Origin of the sequence: Pseudomonas sp. FSL W5-0299 (assembly GCF_005930655.1) — a bacterium.
Taxonomy (GTDB): Bacteria; Pseudomonadota; Gammaproteobacteria; order Pseudomonadales; family Pseudomonadaceae; genus Aquipseudomonas; species Aquipseudomonas mandelii.
Genome location: NZ_RXHX01000001.1, coordinates 251,966 through 269,024, shown reverse-complemented (window position 1 = coordinate 269,024; position 17,059 = coordinate 251,966). Strand labels below are relative to the sequence as shown.

The 17,059-nt window shown below is 61.3% G+C and carries 15 protein-coding genes; 2 read left to right on the top strand and 13 right to left on the bottom strand.

Going from position 1 to position 17,059, the window contains the following annotated elements; genetic code table 11:
• Window positions 1-112: 112 nt before the first annotated feature.
• On the bottom strand, window positions 113-730 hold the full coding sequence (gene trhA / locus FHL16_RS01335; protein ID WP_010466891.1) for a PAQR family membrane homeostasis protein TrhA: 618 nt from the start codon (window positions 728-730) through the stop codon (window positions 113-115).
• Between the two features lie 129 nt (window positions 731-859).
• Here trhA and FHL16_RS01330 point away from each other — a divergent pair, with 129 nt between their 5' ends.
• The gene (locus FHL16_RS01330; RefSeq protein WP_077747236.1) at window positions 860-1,774 is read left to right on the top strand and encodes a LysR family transcriptional regulator; all 915 of its coding nucleotides are present in this window, start codon (window positions 860-862) and stop codon (window positions 1,772-1,774) included.
• A gap of 85 nt (window positions 1,775-1,859) precedes the next feature.
• On the opposite strand, the gene madM is transcribed toward FHL16_RS01330, so the two are convergent.
• From madM to FHL16_RS01280, 10 genes are all read right to left on the bottom strand, one after another.
• Complete coding sequence (gene madM, locus FHL16_RS01325; RefSeq protein ID WP_010466889.1) at window positions 1,860-2,624, bottom strand: malonate transporter subunit MadM; 765 nt, start codon at window positions 2,622-2,624, stop codon at window positions 1,860-1,862.
• 5 nt (window positions 2,625-2,629) lie between these two features.
• Window positions 2,630-3,022 (bottom strand): malonate transporter subunit MadL, encoded by a 393-nt coding sequence (gene madL / locus FHL16_RS01320; protein ID WP_010466888.1) that lies wholly within the window; start codon window positions 3,020-3,022, stop codon window positions 2,630-2,632.
• 65 nt (window positions 3,023-3,087) lie between these two features.
• Complete coding sequence (mdcH, locus tag FHL16_RS01315; RefSeq protein WP_010466887.1) at window positions 3,088-3,999, bottom strand: malonate decarboxylase subunit epsilon; 912 nt, start codon at window positions 3,997-3,999, stop codon at window positions 3,088-3,090.
• The gene (locus tag FHL16_RS01310; protein ID WP_077747235.1) at window positions 3,996-4,607 is read right to left on the bottom strand and encodes a malonate decarboxylase holo-ACP synthase; all 612 of its coding nucleotides are present in this window, start codon (window positions 4,605-4,607) and stop codon (window positions 3,996-3,998) included. The genes mdcH and FHL16_RS01310 overlap by 4 nt, the downstream gene beginning before the upstream one ends.
• Window positions 4,601-5,404 (bottom strand): biotin-independent malonate decarboxylase subunit gamma, encoded by an 804-nt coding sequence (gene mdcE, locus FHL16_RS01305; protein WP_010466885.1) that lies wholly within the window; start codon window positions 5,402-5,404, stop codon window positions 4,601-4,603. The genes FHL16_RS01310 and mdcE overlap by 7 nt, the downstream gene beginning before the upstream one ends.
• Window positions 5,401-6,252, bottom strand: a complete 852-nt coding sequence (locus FHL16_RS01300; RefSeq protein ID WP_010466884.1) for a biotin-independent malonate decarboxylase subunit beta — start codon at window positions 6,250-6,252, stop codon at window positions 5,401-5,403. Before FHL16_RS01300 ends, mdcE begins: the two co-directional genes overlap by 4 nt.
• Window positions 6,245-6,544 carry a malonate decarboxylase subunit delta gene (locus tag FHL16_RS01295; protein WP_008026217.1) on the bottom strand — a complete coding sequence of 100 codons (300 nt, stop codon included), beginning with the start codon at window positions 6,542-6,544 and terminating at the stop codon, window positions 6,245-6,247. Before FHL16_RS01295 ends, FHL16_RS01300 begins: the two co-directional genes overlap by 8 nt.
• Window positions 6,544-7,401 (bottom strand): triphosphoribosyl-dephospho-CoA synthase, encoded by an 858-nt coding sequence (locus FHL16_RS01290; RefSeq protein WP_010466883.1) that lies wholly within the window; start codon window positions 7,399-7,401, stop codon window positions 6,544-6,546. Before FHL16_RS01290 ends, FHL16_RS01295 begins: the two co-directional genes overlap by 1 nt.
• A complete protein-coding gene (mdcA, locus tag FHL16_RS01285) occupies window positions 7,401-9,071 on the bottom strand; it encodes a malonate decarboxylase subunit alpha (RefSeq protein WP_077747234.1) in 1,671 nt (556 codons plus the stop codon). Before mdcA ends, FHL16_RS01290 begins: the two co-directional genes overlap by 1 nt.
• A 269-nt stretch (window positions 9,072-9,340) precedes the next feature.
• Window positions 9,341-9,970, bottom strand: a complete 630-nt coding sequence (locus FHL16_RS01280) for a nucleotidyltransferase domain-containing protein (protein ID WP_077747233.1) — start codon at window positions 9,968-9,970, stop codon at window positions 9,341-9,343.
• 148 nt (window positions 9,971-10,118) lie between these two features.
• Here FHL16_RS01280 and FHL16_RS34870 point away from each other — a divergent pair, with 148 nt between their 5' ends.
• Window positions 10,119-10,580, top strand: a complete 462-nt coding sequence (locus FHL16_RS34870) for a DUF6124 family protein (protein WP_371917138.1) — start codon at window positions 10,119-10,121, stop codon at window positions 10,578-10,580.
• An 82-nt stretch (window positions 10,581-10,662) separates the two neighbouring features.
• On the opposite strand, the gene FHL16_RS01270 is transcribed toward FHL16_RS34870, so the two are convergent.
• Together FHL16_RS01270 and FHL16_RS01265 are read right to left on the bottom strand one after the other, a co-directional pair.
• Window positions 10,663-11,118: a chemotaxis protein CheW gene (locus FHL16_RS01270; RefSeq protein WP_077747232.1), complete on the bottom strand. Its 456-nt coding sequence runs from the start codon at window positions 11,116-11,118 to the stop codon at window positions 10,663-10,665.
• Window positions 11,111-17,011 (bottom strand): Hpt domain-containing protein, encoded by a 5,901-nt coding sequence (locus tag FHL16_RS01265; RefSeq protein ID WP_077747231.1) that lies wholly within the window; start codon window positions 17,009-17,011, stop codon window positions 11,111-11,113. Before FHL16_RS01265 ends, FHL16_RS01270 begins: the two co-directional genes overlap by 8 nt.
• Between the last annotated feature and the right edge of the window lie 48 nt (window positions 17,012-17,059).

Genomic DNA, 17,059 nt, shown 5'->3' with positions numbered 1-17,059 from the left:
GGAGCATGCCTGCTCGCGAATGCGGTGGATCAGTCAGCGATGATGTCGACTGACCTGGCGCTTTCGCGAGCAGGCTCGCTCCCACAGGTTTTTCATATAGCTGCGGTGCGATCTACAAGACATAAAACATAATCGCCACGAAGTGCAGCAGACTCCCGGCGATCACGAACAGATGCCAGATCCCGTGGGCATGACGCAAACGACTGTCCAGCGCAAAAAAGACAATGCCCACGGTGTACAACACGCCGCCCGATGCCAGCCAGGCAAAACCTGTGCTGCCCAGCGCCGCCAGCAACGGCTTGACCGCCACCAGCACGATCCAGCCCATCACCGCGTAGATCACGATCGACAGAATCCGCGCTTCCGAACGCGGTTTGATCTCTTGCAGGATGCCGATCAGCGCCAATCCCCAGACAATTCCGAACAAGGTCCAGCCCCACGGCCCGCGTAGCGTCACAAGACAGAATGGCGTGTAACTGCCGGCAATCAGCAGGTAGATCGAAAAGTGATCGACCTTCTGCATGATCGCTTTCTTGCGCCCGCGCACGCTGTGGTAAACGGTCGATGCGCTGTAAAGCACCATCAAGGTAAATCCGTAAATCGCCACGCTGACAATCTTCCACGGGCTGCCGTCCATGCTGGCAATCACCAGCATCCACACCACCCCGACCATCGCCGCCACCGCACCGACCAAATGCGTCCAGGCGTTCAATCGTTCCCCGTGATACATGTGTCGCCCACCTCAATATTCGTTACAACATCGCGCAAGGCTCAGCCCTTGAGCTTAAAAGCGCAATGTTTCAGATCACAAATCCGCGCATACGTGCACAATCGAGCCATTCGACCAAGAGTCACGCCCATGCTGATCGACGAAGAGTTGACCCTGAAAAAACTCGAGGTGTTCCTCGCCTTCATGCGCACCGGCAACCTGGCCCGGGCCGCCGCCGAGTTGCAGACCAGCAACGTCAGCGTGCACCGCGCCATTCACTCGCTGGAAAGCGCCTTGCGCTGCCCGTTGTTCAAGCATGAAGGCCGCAACCTGACACCGCTGGAAAGCGCTTATGTGCTGGAAGAACGCGCCCAGAAGCTGATTCAGGACGTGGTCGAAACCGTGCGCCTGACCCGCGAAGCGGCCGGGTTCTCCGCCGAACGCTTCAAGCTCGGCTCGTTGTATTCGCTGACGGTGAAGACGGTGCCGCAGCTGATCATGGGCCTGAAAATACGTCGCAGCGAGCTCAACATCGACTTGATCCTCGGCTCGAATTTCGACCTGCTGTACAAGCTCAAGAACATGGAGGTCGACGCGATCCTGGTGTCCCTGGACGACAGCGTCAACGACCCGGACTGCGAGCAGATTCCACTGTTCTCCGATGACATCTTCCTGGCCACGCCAGCGGATTCGAAGTTTGCCCAACGGGCGGAAGTCGACCTGGCCGAAGTGCGCGACGAAACTTTCATCACCCTCACTCAGGGGTTTGCCACGCATCAGGACGGCAACCGGGTGTTCAAGCAGGCGGGGTTCGAGCCGAAGGTGGCGATGCAGGTCAACGACATCTTCACCCTGCTGAGCATGGTCAGCTCGGGGGTGGGTTATGCGTTGCTGCCGGGGCGGATTGCGGCGGTGTATGAGAACCGTGTGAAGCTGATTCCGTTGCAGGAAAAGTATCGGTTGCAGCAGCACATTGGCGTGGTGTTTCTGAAGGCCAAGGAGCGCGATCCGAATCTGCTGGCGTTGTTGGCGGAGTGTCGGATGTATGCCAATCGCCAGGCCTGAGACCCTGTCGCGCCCTTCGCGGGCAAGCCTCGCTCCTACAGGCATTGCGCAGATCCTGTGGGCGCGTGGCTTACCCTCTAACGCATCAGCCCATTAATCCGCGCATGATCAGAAACAGCAACGAAGGCCCGAGTAAACAGCCCAATGCCGTGTAGAACGCGGCGGTCAGGCAACCATAAGGCACCAGTTTCGGATCCGTGGCCGCCAAACCGCCCGCCACACCGCTGGATGTCCCCATCAAGCCCCCGAAGATCACCGCACTGCGTGGGTTGTTCAGACCAATCATCGGCGCCACGAACGGCGTCATGACCATCACCAGAATGGCTTTGATCAACCCTGCGGCAATCGACAGCGCCATGACCTCGGAACTGGCACCGATGGCAGCCCCGGTCACCGGACCGACGATATATGTCACAGCCCCGGCACCAATGGTGGTCAGGCTGACCGCATCGGTGTATCCGAAGGCCATGGCCACGGCGACACCCGCGATGAACGACGTCCCGACGCCGACGAATAACGCCAGTACTCCAACAAAACCGGCACGTTTGAGCTCATCGACACTGACGCCAAACGCCGTGGCCACAATGGCGAAATCGCGCAACATGGCACCGCCCAGCAGGCCGATCCCGGACAGCAACGGGATGTCCACCACGCCTTTCTGGCCACCGGTCAACGCACCACCGACATACGACAACAACAGGCCGAGCAAAATGGCGATGGCCGAGCCGTGCAAGCGGCCTTTGGTGAACGTATTGGAAATCCAGTAGGACACCCACATGGTCACGCCGACAATCAGAAAGCCACTGATCAGGCCGTAACCGGTAATTACCTTCATCATCGATTCGTACATGGCGATCACCCTACCGTCTTCGGAGGAATGACAGAGGCGGGTTCCTTGTTGCCGATGCGTACCAGCACCGGCACCAAGGCAAAGGCGATAACCACCGCTGCCGTCCCCGCCAGAATCGCCATCGGCCCACCCTTGAGTGCGCCATAGACGTTTTGTTGCGCCGCCATGGCGACGACGATCGGAATATAAATTGCGCTCCAGAACTCCACGCCCTGCTCTGTCTTGCCTTTGAACCAACCACTTTTATTCAGGTAACTGCCGAGGCCGATCAACAGCAGCATCGCAATACCCACACCGCCAACGTTGGCCGGTACGCCAATCAGCTTGCCGAGCAGTTCACCGACAAAAATACCCACCAGGGTACAAAAAGCGAGAAACGCCACACCATAAATAATCATTGTTGTTGTCCTCAAAGTGCATCGTCGAATGTTGTTTTTGTTGTTCGAAGGCTTGAGTCGGTGGTCTAGGGTTGGCGGCTTCCCTCCTCACGCAACAGCGCCTGCAAGGTATCGAGGCGAGCACCGTCGAAGGCAATGACGGTGCCCTGCTCGAACACCCGGCGCGCCAGCCCGGTCAGCACCGCACCGGGCGGCAGTTCGATCTGTAGACGTACGCCACGCTCGTAAGCGCTTTGCACCGTGCCGCGCCAATCCACCACGCGGCACATGTTGAAAGCCAGGTCATCGCGCAAGGCTTCGGTGTTGATGACGGGCCGGGCGCGACTGCCGCTCAGGTAACTCAATGTCGGTGTTTTCAGTTGCACATTGGCGAAGGCTTCGGCCAGGGTTTTCGCCGGAGCTTCCAGCAGCGGGCAATGGGAAGGCACGCTGACGGCCAATCGTTTTGCCAGACCTGCCCCGCGACCTCGGGCCAGTTCGGCGACAGCTTTCATCGCCGCATCGCTGCCGGCAATGACCACTTGGTTATCGGCATTGATATTGGCCAGGTAAACCGGGGTATCGACGCGGTGAACCTGCGCCAGCAACTCTTCCACTGTCGCCAGATCCAGACCGATGATCGCGGTCATGCCGTAGCCCTGAGGATAAGCCTGCTGCATCAGCTCACCACGCAGGCTGACCAGATGCAGCGCATCGCTGAAGCTCAGGGCGCCCGCCACCACCGCTGCCGGGTAGGCACCGATGGACAATCCCGCCACGTAATCCGCTGCCATTGATAACTGGCGTGAAGCCGCGACGCCGGCAATCAACAGGCAAAGCTGAACGGCCCTTGTCGATTTCAACGCCTCGGCGCAATCCAGCCGCAATACGTCTTCGCCCAGCACTTCACTGGCCTCATTCACCGTTTCGAGAGGCAAACGGTGGAGCATGCCCGGTTGCTGCGCGCCCTGGCCTGGGAACACCAGCAAACTGCTCACGCTGCTTGCTCCCAAGGATCAATCACCAGGCAGGCTTCACGGGCGTTTTTCAGCAAAACCCGGCGGGCAGCACCAGCCCATTCGCGCAGGGCGACGGCGCCGAAAGGCGTCTGCAACTGCATGTCTACCTGGCACGCAGCCGTGTCCAGAATCTTCACCAGCGCCTGCGCTTTCAATCGATCCAACGGTTGCGGGGTGCGCAGGATCAAGTCGAGATCACTGCCCTCGTGCAACGCCTGAACACCGCTGGCCAATTCAAACCCGGCGCTGCCGCTGACGCCCCACGCCCAACCGAAGTCATCGAGCATCGGCCGCAAATCATTGAGGGCGCGTACTGCTGGCAGATCCCGCTCGATCAAGGCATGACAAAGGTCTTCCGGTCTGACGCGACGAGCAATCGCAGCGATCGACATCACCGTTGCAAAGCGCTGCTCACGCAACCGCCCACGCACCCCGACCGCGATGTAATCCGGCGCACTCAACGCACGCCGAACCACCACCGGCTGACCTGCGCTGACCGACTCGATCGCCCATGCAGGCGCGTCCACCGGCAGCTGCTCCGGGGTCATGCCCCAAAGCAGGTCGTGGGCCAGAAACGTATTCACCACTGCGCTCTCAGCAATTGGCGAACGGTGCTTGATGCCGCACGGTTGGTCGCGCCCAAGCGGCTGCTCAGATCACGTCCGCTGGTGGCGACATCGCCAATGGCAAGGTTCAGGCATTCAGTCACCCGCGCCAGATCCGCCGCTGTCGGCTGCTCGATCTGCTCTACCGACAAGGTTTCCCAAAGCAATCCCAGACTCGCATAGCTGTCGATGTCATAAGCCATCGGCGGCACGCTGGAAGCCAGGGCTTCGAGTTCTTCGACGCTGCGCAACGTCACCCGCGCTGCCGATGCCTTGCCCATCGCATGGACCATCACGCCCGGATCACGCAAGGCAATCAAGCGATTGGCCTGATACCCATGGGCCAGAAACGCCCCGGACATCGCCTTGCCCACCAGCAAGCCAATCACCGCATGACCGGCCAACCGGGCGCGGGCATAGCTGTCTGCCGCACCCGCCAGGGCCTGATGAATGCCGAGCGCTTCTTCGCGCCGACCGTAAGCCTGGCTCGGCACATCGACGACGGCGACCAAGGCGCGTTTGTGCGGTTTATCCGTGTCTTCGGCGATGACGTCATCCACCGCCTTGGCCAGGCCCCAACCTTCCAGCAGACCGACCTCGCCATTGCGGGCGCGGACGAAACGGTTGTCGGGATCAGCCACCACCGCGATAAACCGTACAGACTGATCACCCAATACACCGTCGGCGACCTTCAACGAAGCGGGCAAACCTTCGACCGGTTTCGCGCCCGCACTCAAGGCGTTGAACCAGTTCAAACCTCTCAGGGAATACGAACTCATGAGCGCTCTCCTTGATACAGATCGCGAACCACTGACGGCTCGATTTGCGGTTCGGCGTCCAGACGGGCCAGCCGTTGCAGGAACAGATCGGCCTGACGGCTGCGTTGCTGTGCCGGCAAACCTTGCTTGAGTAACTCACCGACCTGCTGCTGAATCTGCGCCACGTCGTCGGCGACATAACGGTCCACCAAACCGCTGGCAAAACGCTGCTCGCCACCGGTCAGGCTCCAGATGAAAGGACGGTCGCGGGAGTCGTACTCCTCAAGCCCGGCTTCCTGTTCGATCACTTGCGGACCGTTGAGGCCAAGCCGCGCTTCCTGAGTCACCAGCAAATAGCTGCACAACCCGGCGGCAATCGACATCCCGCCAAAGCAACCCACGCTGCCGGCGACCACACCGATAACCGGCTGGTACTGGCGCAGGTCGACAATCGCCGCATGAATATCGGCAATCGCCGCCAGCCCAAGATTGGCTTCCTGCAAACGCACGCCGCCGGTTTCCAGCAGCAACACGGCGCGAGTGGGAATGCCATTGCGGTTGTCTTCGGCGGCGAGTTCCAGCGCACCGGCAATCTTCGCCCCGCCGACCTCACCGAGGCTGCCGCCCTGAAATGCACCTTCGATGGCGGCGATCACCACCGGCAATCCACCGATGCTGCCCTTGGCGATCACCACGCCGTCATCGGCTTGCGGCACCACGCCCTGGCGCGACAGCCACGGCGACATGACGCGTTGAAACGGGTCGAGCAATTCGCGGAAGGTGCCAGGGTCGAGCAAGGCTTTCGCCCGTTGCCGGGCGCCGAGTTCGACGAAGCTGTGCTTGTGTAGGAGTTCTTTACTGTCAGTCATGACCGATCTCCTCAAAGCCTTGTTCCAGACGCAAGCGCACCACGCCGGGGGTCGCGCCGAAATCGTGGATATCAATGGCCATCGCTGGCGGTGTCTGGCCGTCGAACATCCGTGCAAACAGGTGCTGCCAGCGTTGTTCGGCGCCATTGACCGAGGTCTGCACCTTGATCGTCAATTTGCCGGCCTGACCCGGTTCGATCAGCACTTCCAGATCGCCCGAACCGACACAGCCCACCAGCGTGCGGCCCCGTGGCGGCTGCCCGGCGGGGAATTCAAAGGATAAGGTTTCCATCAGAAAGCTCCCGACTCGATGCGGTCGATAAACAGGCAGGCGGCGAGCAAATCCGCGGCACCGCCGGGCGACGCATTCAATGCGATTAATTGTTCGTCCAATTCGTGCAGGCGGCGGCGACCGGCGAGGCTGGCACTGCCGCCCGCATCGAGTACCGCTTGGGCACCAAGCTGCATGGTTTGCAGGCCGTGTTCGCCGGCGCGGTAGAGCACGCAGGTGTCGGCCAGGTTCGTCATGATTGCGAGTAAGGCGTCGAGCCGGGCGTTCTGCTCGCCATGGCCCAAGGCGCGGCTGCGTTTGAGTTGTGGCAGTGCGCGTTGCAGAACCGAAGGAAAGCCGAGTTGGGCTTCTTCACGGGCACCGCGAGCGCCGTAGCGTTGGGCAACCTGGGCGCCATGGCTGAGTGGACGTGGTGCGTAACGGTCGTCGATTAACGCGAGTCGGGCAGCACGCAAAGCAATCGGGCCTGCGGCACTGGATTCAGGCTCAAGCGCGCAGGCGGTGACCAAAAGACCCAAGGCCCAGATCGCCCCGCGATGGGTGTTCACGCCAGCCGTCGTGGCGAGCATCGCTTGCTCCCCTTCCCGACCGATCCGTCCAACGGCTTCACGCAGCGGCACACCAACTTCGCCAGATTCAATGGCCGCTTGCGCCATTTCCTTGAATGCAGGCCACAGCGAGAGCGCCGAGGCGTGCATCAGCCCGAGGTGCAAATCGGTATGAGCGCCATTGCCACGACGGTCGACCAACGCCGGTTTCGGCGACAGGTCCGCTTCGTCGATCAATGCGTCCACCGCCAGGTCCGCCAGCCGTTCAGCCAGGGAAAGCGTTTTCGGTTGCAGGTTGAATGCGTGCATTACCAGCTCCTGAACTTGGCGGGCGGGTTGTAGAGGCCACCGGACCACTCGACCAGATCAGCCACGCTCTTGGCCGCGAGCAATTCGCGGGTGGCGTCGGTGCGGCGGATGCCGAGGTCTTCCGGCAAGGCGATCAAGCCTTCACGGCGCATGCGTGCGGTGTCTTTCGGGTTGTGGCGCAGGCCGATGGCGGTCACTCCGGCGACGGCGGCGATCATCGCCTGGCGCTCTTCAAGGGAGCGGGCCTTGTACAAATAGGCGATGCCTTCTTCAGTCAGCAGGTGGGTGACGTCGTCGCCGTAGACCATGATCGGCGCCAGCGGCATGCCGCTTTTCTTCGCGACTTCTATTGCATCGAGGGTTTCGACGAAGGTCGGTTTGCCGCCCTCCTGGAAGGTCTCGACCATTTGCACCACGAGTTTTTTGCCGCGTTCGAGCAAGGCTTCGGGCGCGTCGTCATGGCGCATGTCGAGCCAGGCCGGCGTGCTATGACGGCGACCGCGCGGGTCGTGGCCCATGTTCGGCGCGCCGCCGAAACCGGCCAGGCGCCCACGGGTCACGGTGGAAGAATGACCGTCGCCATCGACTTGCAGGGTTGCGCCGATGAACAGGTCCACCGCGTATTGCCCGGCGAGTTGGCAGAACATCCGATTGGATCGCAGAGAGCCGTCGCGCCCGGTGAAGAACACGTCCGGCCGCGCAGCAATGTAGTTTTCCATGCCCAATTCAGTGCCGAAGCAATGCACGCTTTCGACCCAGCCGCTTTCAATCGCCGGGATCAGCGTCGGGTGCGGATTGAGCGTCCAGTTGCGGCAGATCTTGCCCTTCAGGCCTAGGGATTCGCCGTAGGTCGGCAGGATCAATTCGATGGCGGCGGTGTTGAAACCGATGCCGTGGTTCAGCGACTGAACGTTGTGTTTTTCGTAGATCCCACGGATCGCCATCATCGCCATCAGCACGTGCACAGGTTTGATGTGCCGTGGGTCGCGGGTGAACAGCGGTTCGATGTAGAACGGCTTGTCCGCCACCACCACGAAATCGACCCAGGACGCGGGAATGTCGACGCGTGGCAGGTCGCTGACATCGTCCACCAGTTGGTTGACCTGGACGATGACAATGCCGTCGCTGAAGGCGGCCGGCTCGATCAAGGCGGGGGTGTCTTCGGTGCTCGGGCCGGTGTAGATGTTGCCAGCGCGGTCGGCCATGAAACCGGCCGAGAGCACGACGTTGGGAATCAGGTCGACCACCAGCCGCGCATAGAGCTCGATGTAGGTGTGGATCGCACCGATTTCCAGCAGGCCGTCTTCCAGCAATTGGCTGATGCGCAGGCTCTGGGTGCCGGCGAAGGAGAAGTCGAGCTTGCGGGCGATGCCGCGCTCAAACAGGTCCAGGTGCTCGGAGCGGCCGACGCTGGGCATGATCATGTGCAAGTCATGCAACTTGGCGGGATCGGCCTTGGCCAGGGAGCGAGACAGGAAATCCGCCTGCTTCTGGTTATTGCCTTCCAGCACCACGCGATCGCCGGGCAGGATCAGAGCTTCCAGTGCCGCGACGATGTTGTCGGTGGGCAGGACCACACCGTCGGCAAGATCCTTTACCAACGCCAGACGCCGCTGCTTTTCGCTGCGCCGCCGCGTCCATCGCGAGTCGGGGGATATTGTTGTTGTCATGACCACTCCACGGGTTCGCTGTCGTGGGAGTCACCTTAGGAGGGTTGGGTGGGGAGCATCAATCAAGCACAGAGATGGATCGTTACGGTCAGGGTAATGGTTGACCATGCCGACGCCATCGCGAGCAGGCTCGCTCCCACAGGAGAGCGCATTTCAATGTGGGAGCGAGCCTGCTCGCGAAGAGGCCAGAACGATCACCGCAGTTTTCAACGAGTAATAATTACAGCCCAGCCATCTGCTGCTGCACACGAATGGCTTTCAGCCCACCGCTACGTAACAGGTTTTCCAGATTCTCGTTGCTGCCCATCCTTGGACTCCAAAGGGTTTTCCCCCATCAGGTTGATCTTGTCCTGCTGCGCTACCCGCACGACGAAGCTGTTTTCAGCCGCCAGTTTTGCGGCCCAGTCTTCGGGGGTGTAGAGCGTCGGATTAAGGACGCGGCCTAATTGCTCCTCCAGAGGCATAAGCCGCTCCATCACTTCACTGTAGTGCAGGCCTTCACCGATCAGCATGAGATCAATGTCACTGGATGCGTTTGCCGAGTCCTTGGCGATTGAACCGTACACAAATGCCCAGGTGATCTGTTCGGCAAAGGGTTGAAGCGCCTGACGCAGAGGCTCGGCAATGCCAAAAGTCTTGCGGGCGATGCCCAACAGCTCAGCATAAATCGGGCACTGCGGATTGGCCTGATAGTGGGTCTGGTTGCCTTGGCGGCTCAGGGTCAACACGCCTGCCTGTTGCAACCGATCCAGCTCTCGCATGAGGCTGCCTTTACCCACTTGAGCCCAGCGGGCGATTTCGTTGGCGTAAAAACTTCGATTGGGTTTGCCGAACAACAAGCCCAGCACTTTTTGCTGAGTGGTCGTGAACAAGGCTTCGCTCAGGGAAAGGTTTTTCACAGTGGCAACCGATGAGTCCCAAAAAGGGAACGATAGGTCCCTTTTTGGGAATCTTCAACCTGTCGCGAGCCGAATAGGGATTTGTGTTTAAACATTTGTCCGCAGGAACGGTGCGAGGCTACACAGTCTGGCGTCGCCGCCTACAGCAATGCCGGAAGCCGCTGACTGGTGGGGTTTTGCGCTGATCGTTATTGTTTATGGGTCGCTGCCAATCAGCGATCGGGTCTGGAACCCCCGAAAAGACGGAGAAAAAGCGCCATTCATTTCGAATGGACCAACGCCAATCTGTAATCGGAAACTCATTATGTCCAAGGTAAAGACCAACCCAGCAGATAACTCTGACATCGATTCCCAAGCGTCCCTTGAAGCCGATAAACTTAAAGAAGCTGCCGACCGCGTCTTCTCCTATTACTTCCCCCCTGCTCACGAAAAAACGTCGAGGCGCCGTAATAGGTCCCGGCTCTTCACTGTATGCCCCGACATCGACACCGAAGCCTTGCTGGCCAATGCTTCCGAAGACTTGCTGTCCATCAGCGCCATTGCTGCCGATCTGGCGGACGATGTGGAAGGCTCGGGCCGGGGTTTAGCCGTGAAGTATTCGGTAAGGTGAAGGCCGCCTTCGCGGGCAAGCCTCGCTCCTACAAGGACTGCGCCAAACCTGTAGGAGCGAGGCTTGCCCGCGAAGGGGTCCGTCAGACTAGCCCGGCACTCACCAACAACTCCTCCAGCGCCAGCAAATCAGGCACCTTGGCCACTTGCTCCCCCACCTGCACCGCCGCCTGCTCCAGCGGACACAACGGCACATCGACGTAACTCAACTGACTGTCGAGCTTGTACGACCGCGGAATCCCCTGAACCAACAGCGCAATGAACTTCAACTCTGGCCGCCCACCCAGTGCATTGAGAATCACGATGCGCGCGCGCTCGCCGATGACGGTTTTATTGCCGCACGCCGACTCGAAACTCAGCAACGGAATCTGCCGGTCCCGCCACTTGACTAACCCCAGGTACCACGGCGGTGTGTCCAGATCGAACGCCCCCGGTTGATAGTCAATCAACTCCGCCACCGCCACGTTGGGCAGAATCAGGTTGCGGTCAGCCAGGGGCAGCAGCAGGCCGGTGAGATTGCTGGTGCGATGCTCAAGCATGGGTTTTGCTCCACAACGCGATGCTGTCGAGCAGCACCGATTCCTGGTACGGCTTGCCGAGGTAGTCGTTGACGCCGATGGCCATGGCGCGGTCGCGGTGTTTCTGGCCGGTGCGGGAGGTGATCATGATGATCGGTAAATGCTGCAAACGTTCGTCGCTGCGCACCTGGGTCGCCACTTCGAAGCCGTCCATGCGCGGCATTTCGATGTCGAGCAGCATCACGTCGGGCATATGTTCTTCGAGCAGCAGCATGGCGTCGACCCCATCCTTGGCAGTCAGCACGTTCATGCCGTGACGTTCGAGCAGGCGGCTGGTGACCTTGCGCACGGTGACCGAATCGTCGACCACCAGCACCAGCAGCGGTTTATGCGGCTCGACCTCAACGTCCTGTGTCGCCGACTGTTGCGGCACTCGGGCCTGCATGGCGCGGATCGGCGCCAGCAAATCGAGAATCAGCACCACCCGGCCATCGCCCAGAATCGTCGCCCCGGATAACCCCTGCACCGACGCAAATTGCGGGCCGAGGCTTTTGACCACGATCTCCCGCGTGCCAGCCGTGGAATCCACCTGCACGGCGATGTGCCGCTCGTTGCATTGCACCAGCAAGACCGGCAGCGGCAGGCTCTGGCCCAACAGTTTCGGGCGGGTGCTGGTTTTCAGCAGCTCGCCCAGATAACACAGTTCATAACGCTGCCCGGCGTATTCATAAGTCGGCGGATCGAGCCGGTAATGCCCTTCGAGCTCGTTGGGCAGCACGCGAACGATGCCGTCGATGGTGTTCAACGGGATCGCGTATTGATCCTCCAGACACTGCACCATCAGCGCGCGGTTGACCGACACGGTGAACGGGAGGCGAATCCGAAAGTGCACGCCCTGCCCCGGTGTCGAGTCGATGACCATGGTGCCACCGAGCTGCCGGACTTCTTCGTGAACCACGTCCATGCCCACGCCACGCCCGGAAATCTGAGTGATTTTCTCGGCGGTGGAGAACCCCGGTTGCAGGATGAATTGCAGCACATCGCGGTCGCTGACCTCGGCGTCCGGGGCCAGCAAGCCGCGCTTGATCGCCTTGCGCCGCACCGCGTCCAGCGGCACGCCTGCGCCGTCGTCGCGGATGTCGAAAATCATGTCGCCGCCCTCGCGTGACAGGTCGAGGGTGATTCGTCCCTGGGCCGGTTTGCCGGCCGCAATACGCACCTCGGCCGATTCCAGGCCGTGGTCCACGGCGTTGCGCAGCATGTGTTCCAGCGGTGCCGCCATGCGTTCAAGCACGTTGCGATCCATCTCGCCTTCGGCGTTGCCGACCACGAACTCAACGTCTTTACCCAGTTCACTGGAGACCTGGCGGACGATGCGCCTCAAGCGCGGCAGCATGCGCTCGAACGGCACCATGCGCGTGCGCATCAGGCCTTCCTGCAATTCGGTGTTGATGCGGCCCTGCTGTTGCAGCAGGTTTTCCGCATCCTGATTGCGTCGATCGAGGGTTTCCTTGAGGTCGAGCAGGTCGGAGGCGGATTCGAACAGCGCCCGCGACAACTGCTGCAACTGCGAGTGACGGTCCATTTCCAGCGGATCAAACTCCTCGTAGCCCAGACGTTCCGCTTCGACTTGCTGGCGGCTGAGAATCCGTCCCTGGGTTTCGGTGTCGAGCCGTCGCAACTGATCGCGCATCCGCTCGATGGTGGTTTCCATCTCGCTCAGGGCCACCCGCGCATCGTTGACCTGTTGCTCGATACGGCCACGGAAGATCGAGGTTTCACCGGCCAGGTTGACCAGATCGTCGAGCAGTTCTGCCGAGACCTTGACCATGTCTACGCCCACTTCGGCTTGCGCCACCGGGGCGTCGGGTTTCGGCGTGGCGGGCACGATCACCGGCGTATCAAGAACAGCGGGATGGCTGAAGTTCTTGATCGCGTCGATCAACCGATCAGCCGGCGGCAAGGGCTGGCCGGCGCGGGCGGCGTCGAGCATTTGCGCCAGTCGGTCATGACTGCTTTGCAGCAGGGCGAACAGCGCCGGGGTTGGTTGCAGCACGCCAGCGGACAGACCTTCGTAGAGAAATTCCAGCTCATGGGCGAGGTCGCCGATGGGGGCAATTTCCACCATCCGCGCACCACCCTTGAGCGTGTGCAGGTCGCGCAGCAGGGTTTCCACTTCCTGACGGTTCGACGGTTCGGCTTGCCAGCGCACCAGCGCCGCGCCGGAGTTTTCGATGATGTCGAAACCTTCCTCAAGGAAGATCTCCAGCAGCTCGGGGTCATGCCCCGGCGAGTCATTGGCCGGCGCAGGTTCCGCCACTTCGGCGGTGTTGGCATTGCCTTGACGGAACTCGCGAATCGCCTCGATCAGCTCGCTCGGGGCACCCAGGGTGTGCTGGTTTTTCAGCTGTTCGAGCAACACCGCGAGCCGGTCATGGCTCTGTTGCAGCAACTGCGCAAGGGTTTCGCTGTAGCTGTAACGGTGGTCCACCAGGCCTTCGTAAAGACTTTCCAATTCATGGGCCAGGTCGCCGACCGGCTCGACCTCGGCCATCCGCGCGCCGCCCTTGAGAGTATGCAAGTCCCGCTGCAAGGACGACAGCGGCGCGGCGTTGTCCGGGTCGTTCAGCCAGCGCTGCAAGGCCTGGCCAGCACTCTCGAGAATATCCACCGCTTCTTCGAGAAAGATCGAAACGATCTCATCGTCCAGCTCGACCTGAGTCGCGGTCTGTTCCAGTTCTGCGGTGGCGCTGCCCAGTTCGCGGATGCTCAGGGTGCGGCTGCCATCGCTGCGGATCAGGCCCATGGACGACGGATCAAGGCTTTCGTCGAGCAAGCTGCGCAAGGCCCGGATGCGTTCCGGTTGCGGGCTGACTTCCTGGCCGGCGGCCAGTTCGTCGAGCATGTTGATCAGCGCTTCATGGGCACTTTGCGCCTCGTGGAAAAACCGGTCGCTGACCGCCAGGCTGCTCTCTTCCACCGCGCCGTACAGGTCGAGCAACGCTTCGCACAATTCATCCACCGGGTGCAGATCGGCTAGGTGCGCGCCTTCGCCCAAGGTGGTCAATTCGTCCAGCAACGCGCTGAGTTCCTGGCGCTCGCCGGGGTGCTGCTGCCAGCGCTGCAACAGGCTTTCGGCGTCCAGCAGGATGTCCATGCCCTGGGCCAGGAAGTTGTTGATCAGTTGCGGATCACGCTTGATTCGCAGCGCGGTGTTCGGCGCTTTCAACAGCGCATCCAGACGCTCAGCGAGCAGCGCCTTGGTGCGCTCGATCAGCAAATCGGCATCCGGTATTTCGGCCAGCGGATCAGTCTTGAGTTGCCGCAGCCCGAGACGGAACAGACCTTCGGCTTCCAGCAGCAGTTCGACTTCGTCGAGGTCGAGGGCGATCAGGTGCGCTTTGTATTCGCGGGCCAGTTGATCCAGCGGCGTCGCCAGCTCGGCGATCGGCAATACGCCAGCCATCGAGGCGCTGCCCTTCAAGGTATGCAACGCCCGCTGCAACTCGTCGCTGGCTTGCAGCGGCACGTGCTCGGCGGCTTGATCGAGGAAACGGTTGAGGCTGGCGAGATGGGTCTCGGCTTCCTTGCGGAAGATCTCCAGCAACAGCGGATCGAGGGCCGCGACGTCCTGGGTGTCCTCATCGCTGGCGGGCGTATCGCCCTTGGCGAGGGCATGGGCGCGAGCGGCCAGTTGGTCGACCTGGTTGTTCTGGCGCTGGGCATTGGCGGTAAACTCGGCCACCAGTTGCGGCAGCAGCTCCAGTGTATCGAGGAGCAATTGTTGCACTGCCGCCCCAGGCGCAACGCTGCGCTCCAGCACGCGGTTGAGCAGGTTTTCCACCGCCCACGCCAGCTCGCCCAGCACCAGCGCACGGACCATCCGGCCACTGCCTTTCAAGGTGTGGAAAGCCCGGCGCAATTCACTCAACGCGGCGTTATCGTCCGGGTTGGCCGTCCAGCGCGGCAAGTACTCCCGGAGGATTTCCAGGACTTCATCGGTTTCTTCGAGGAAGACTTCCCGCAGCTCTTCGTCCACCGGTTCTTCGCCGGCGGGCGGTGGCAGCAGGCTGCCCGGGATGGTCAGCGCCGGCGGATTGACCGAAGACACCGGGCTGGCCAGGACATCGGCCAGCGACTGCACGGTATCGGGGTCATCGAGTTCTTGCAGGTCCTGCATCACCTGAGCTTCACTCGGGCTCAGCACATCCTCAAGCATCGGCACCTGTTGTTCACTGGGGAAAAACCCAAGGGACGCCAGGCTCTTTTCCGCCACGTCGAGCAGTTGTTCACCGGGTGCCTCGGGGTCGTCGCTGAGACGCTCCAGGTAATACTCGATGCTGGTGATGACGTCGGCCAGGCTGTCCAGCTCCTGCCAGCCGGGCTGGCCCGGGTCCAGCAGCAGATGCTCGCGAATGAAGTGGTTGCAAGCTTCGATCAGGCTCGCCGCACGACCCAACGGAATCATCGACAGCGCACCGCGTACCTGGGTCAGCAACGCCGGCAAGGCCTGCAAATGCTGGCGATCCCAGTCGGCGTCGATGTAGTCGACGATCATGTCCTTGGCCTGTTGCAGGCAGATGCGCGCTTCCTTGATCACGATCTGATGGATCTGCGTCAGATCGGTGGTCGGCAGGTGGCTCTCTTCCTGGCTCTCCGGCTCTACGGTGCCGACCATGCCGGCCAGCGTTGCTTCGACGTAGAGCAAGGCCCCGGCAACGTCCATGAGAATGGCGTCGTTGGGTTCACGCTGGCCCTGGGCGAGGCTCAGCACCACCGCCAGTTGATCGATGATGACTTTGCGCGGCTGGCCGAAACCCAACACCGCCAGGGTGTCGGCGATTTGCCGCAACGGCGCCAGCAGGGTTTCGAGGTCCGAGGTGTGCTGGCGGTCGCTGCGCACAAACAGGTCCAGGCGTTCCTTGACCCGCACCAGCTCTTCACACAGCGCGGCCAGCACCGAGCGCATGGCGTCACGGTCCGGTCCGGCCAGGCGGGCGCGTTCTTCGTCGACCATTGCGCTGTCAGGCAGCGCGTCGTCCAGTGAGTAACGATCTTTCATGGTCAGCATCTGCCCGGTGGGATGTTCGGCCTTGGCAATGTAGAACAGCAAACTCTTGAGCAACTCCGGCGGCGCCGGCTGATTGATGCCGCGTATGCCCTGTTCGAGCAAGCGCTTGAGTTCTTTGTCGGCGTCCTTGAACAGGCTGCGCAGCGCCGGGCTGTTGGCAATCGAGCCGCCGCGCATGCCTTCGACCAGCGCCGAGGCGACTTGCCACAACGGGCTCAAAGGCGCGTTGCCGCACAGTCCTTCCAGGCGTGAAAAAACCTTGGTCAGATAGCCAAGGTTAGTCTCGTCATCCTGCTCGCGCAGCAACCCGACCAACGCCATTTGCAGCATCTGCCGCAACTTGCGCAGCACATTGGCAAAATCCGCCGGTTCCAGCAGGGCCAGCGATTCTTCGTCCAACACCGGCAGGTCGAGCAATTGCGGGCTGAACAGGCTGGTTTCCGACAACAGGCTTTCGCCCCGGGCACTGCGTAAATCGTTGATCAGCGGCAGCACCACCAAGGGCAGGTCACGGCGCGCGCCTTGCACCCGGTCGAGGTAGATCGGCAGTTGCCCGAGGGCTTGCAACAGCAGATGAAGCGCCTCGTCGCGATGGTTGATGCGGTCTTGCTGCAAGGCGGTGGCCAGGTGTTCCATTTCTTCGGCGAGCAGGGCCGCGCCGTAGAATTCGACCATCTGCAAACTGCCGTGGACCTGATGGATGCACGCCAGGCAATCGCTCAGGGCGTGCGTCGCCTGGGGATCATCAAGCAGGGTTTCGATCGCTTGATGAGCCACTTTCAGCGTTTCGGCAATCTCGCCTTTGACCCACTCGAGGGCCACATAGTCGTGCCGATCACCCATAACCACTCCAAATCACTGCTCTACTCAAAAAAAACCGAACGCCTGCGG

What these genes read in the sequence shown, in the direction of transcription:
- FHL16_RS01295 (WP_008026217.1), bottom strand. Translation starts at nt 6,544, where the DNA reads ATGGAAACCTTATCCTTTGAATTCCCCGCCGGGCAGCCGCCACGGGGC.
- FHL16_RS34870 (WP_371917138.1), top strand. Translation starts at nt 10,119, where the DNA reads ATGCCGGAAGCCGCTGACTGGTGGGGTTTTGCGCTGATCGTTATTGTT.
- FHL16_RS01300 (WP_010466884.1), bottom strand. Translation starts at nt 6,252, where the DNA reads ATGACTGACAGTAAAGAACTCCTACACAAGCACAGCTTCGTCGAACTC.
- FHL16_RS01265 (WP_077747231.1), bottom strand. Translation starts at nt 17,011, where the DNA reads ATGGGTGATCGGCACGACTATGTGGCCCTCGAGTGGGTCAAAGGCGAG.
- trhA (WP_010466891.1), bottom strand. Translation starts at nt 730, where the DNA reads ATGTATCACGGGGAACGATTGAACGCCTGGACGCATTTGGTCGGTGCG.
- FHL16_RS01270 (WP_077747232.1), bottom strand. Translation starts at nt 11,118, where the DNA reads ATGCTTGAGCATCGCACCAGCAATCTCACCGGCCTGCTGCTGCCCCTG.
- mdcA (WP_077747234.1), bottom strand. Translation starts at nt 9,071, where the DNA reads ATGACAACAACAATATCCCCCGACTCGCGATGGACGCGGCGGCGCAGC.
- mdcE (WP_010466885.1), bottom strand. Translation starts at nt 5,404, where the DNA reads ATGAGTTCGTATTCCCTGAGAGGTTTGAACTGGTTCAACGCCTTGAGT.
- madM (WP_010466889.1), bottom strand. Translation starts at nt 2,624, where the DNA reads ATGTACGAATCGATGATGAAGGTAATTACCGGTTACGGCCTGATCAGT.
- FHL16_RS01290 (WP_010466883.1), bottom strand. Translation starts at nt 7,401, where the DNA reads ATGCACGCATTCAACCTGCAACCGAAAACGCTTTCCCTGGCTGAACGG.
- FHL16_RS01330 (WP_077747236.1), top strand. Translation starts at nt 860, where the DNA reads ATGCTGATCGACGAAGAGTTGACCCTGAAAAAACTCGAGGTGTTCCTC.
- madL (WP_010466888.1), bottom strand. Translation starts at nt 3,022, where the DNA reads ATGATTATTTATGGTGTGGCGTTTCTCGCTTTTTGTACCCTGGTGGGT.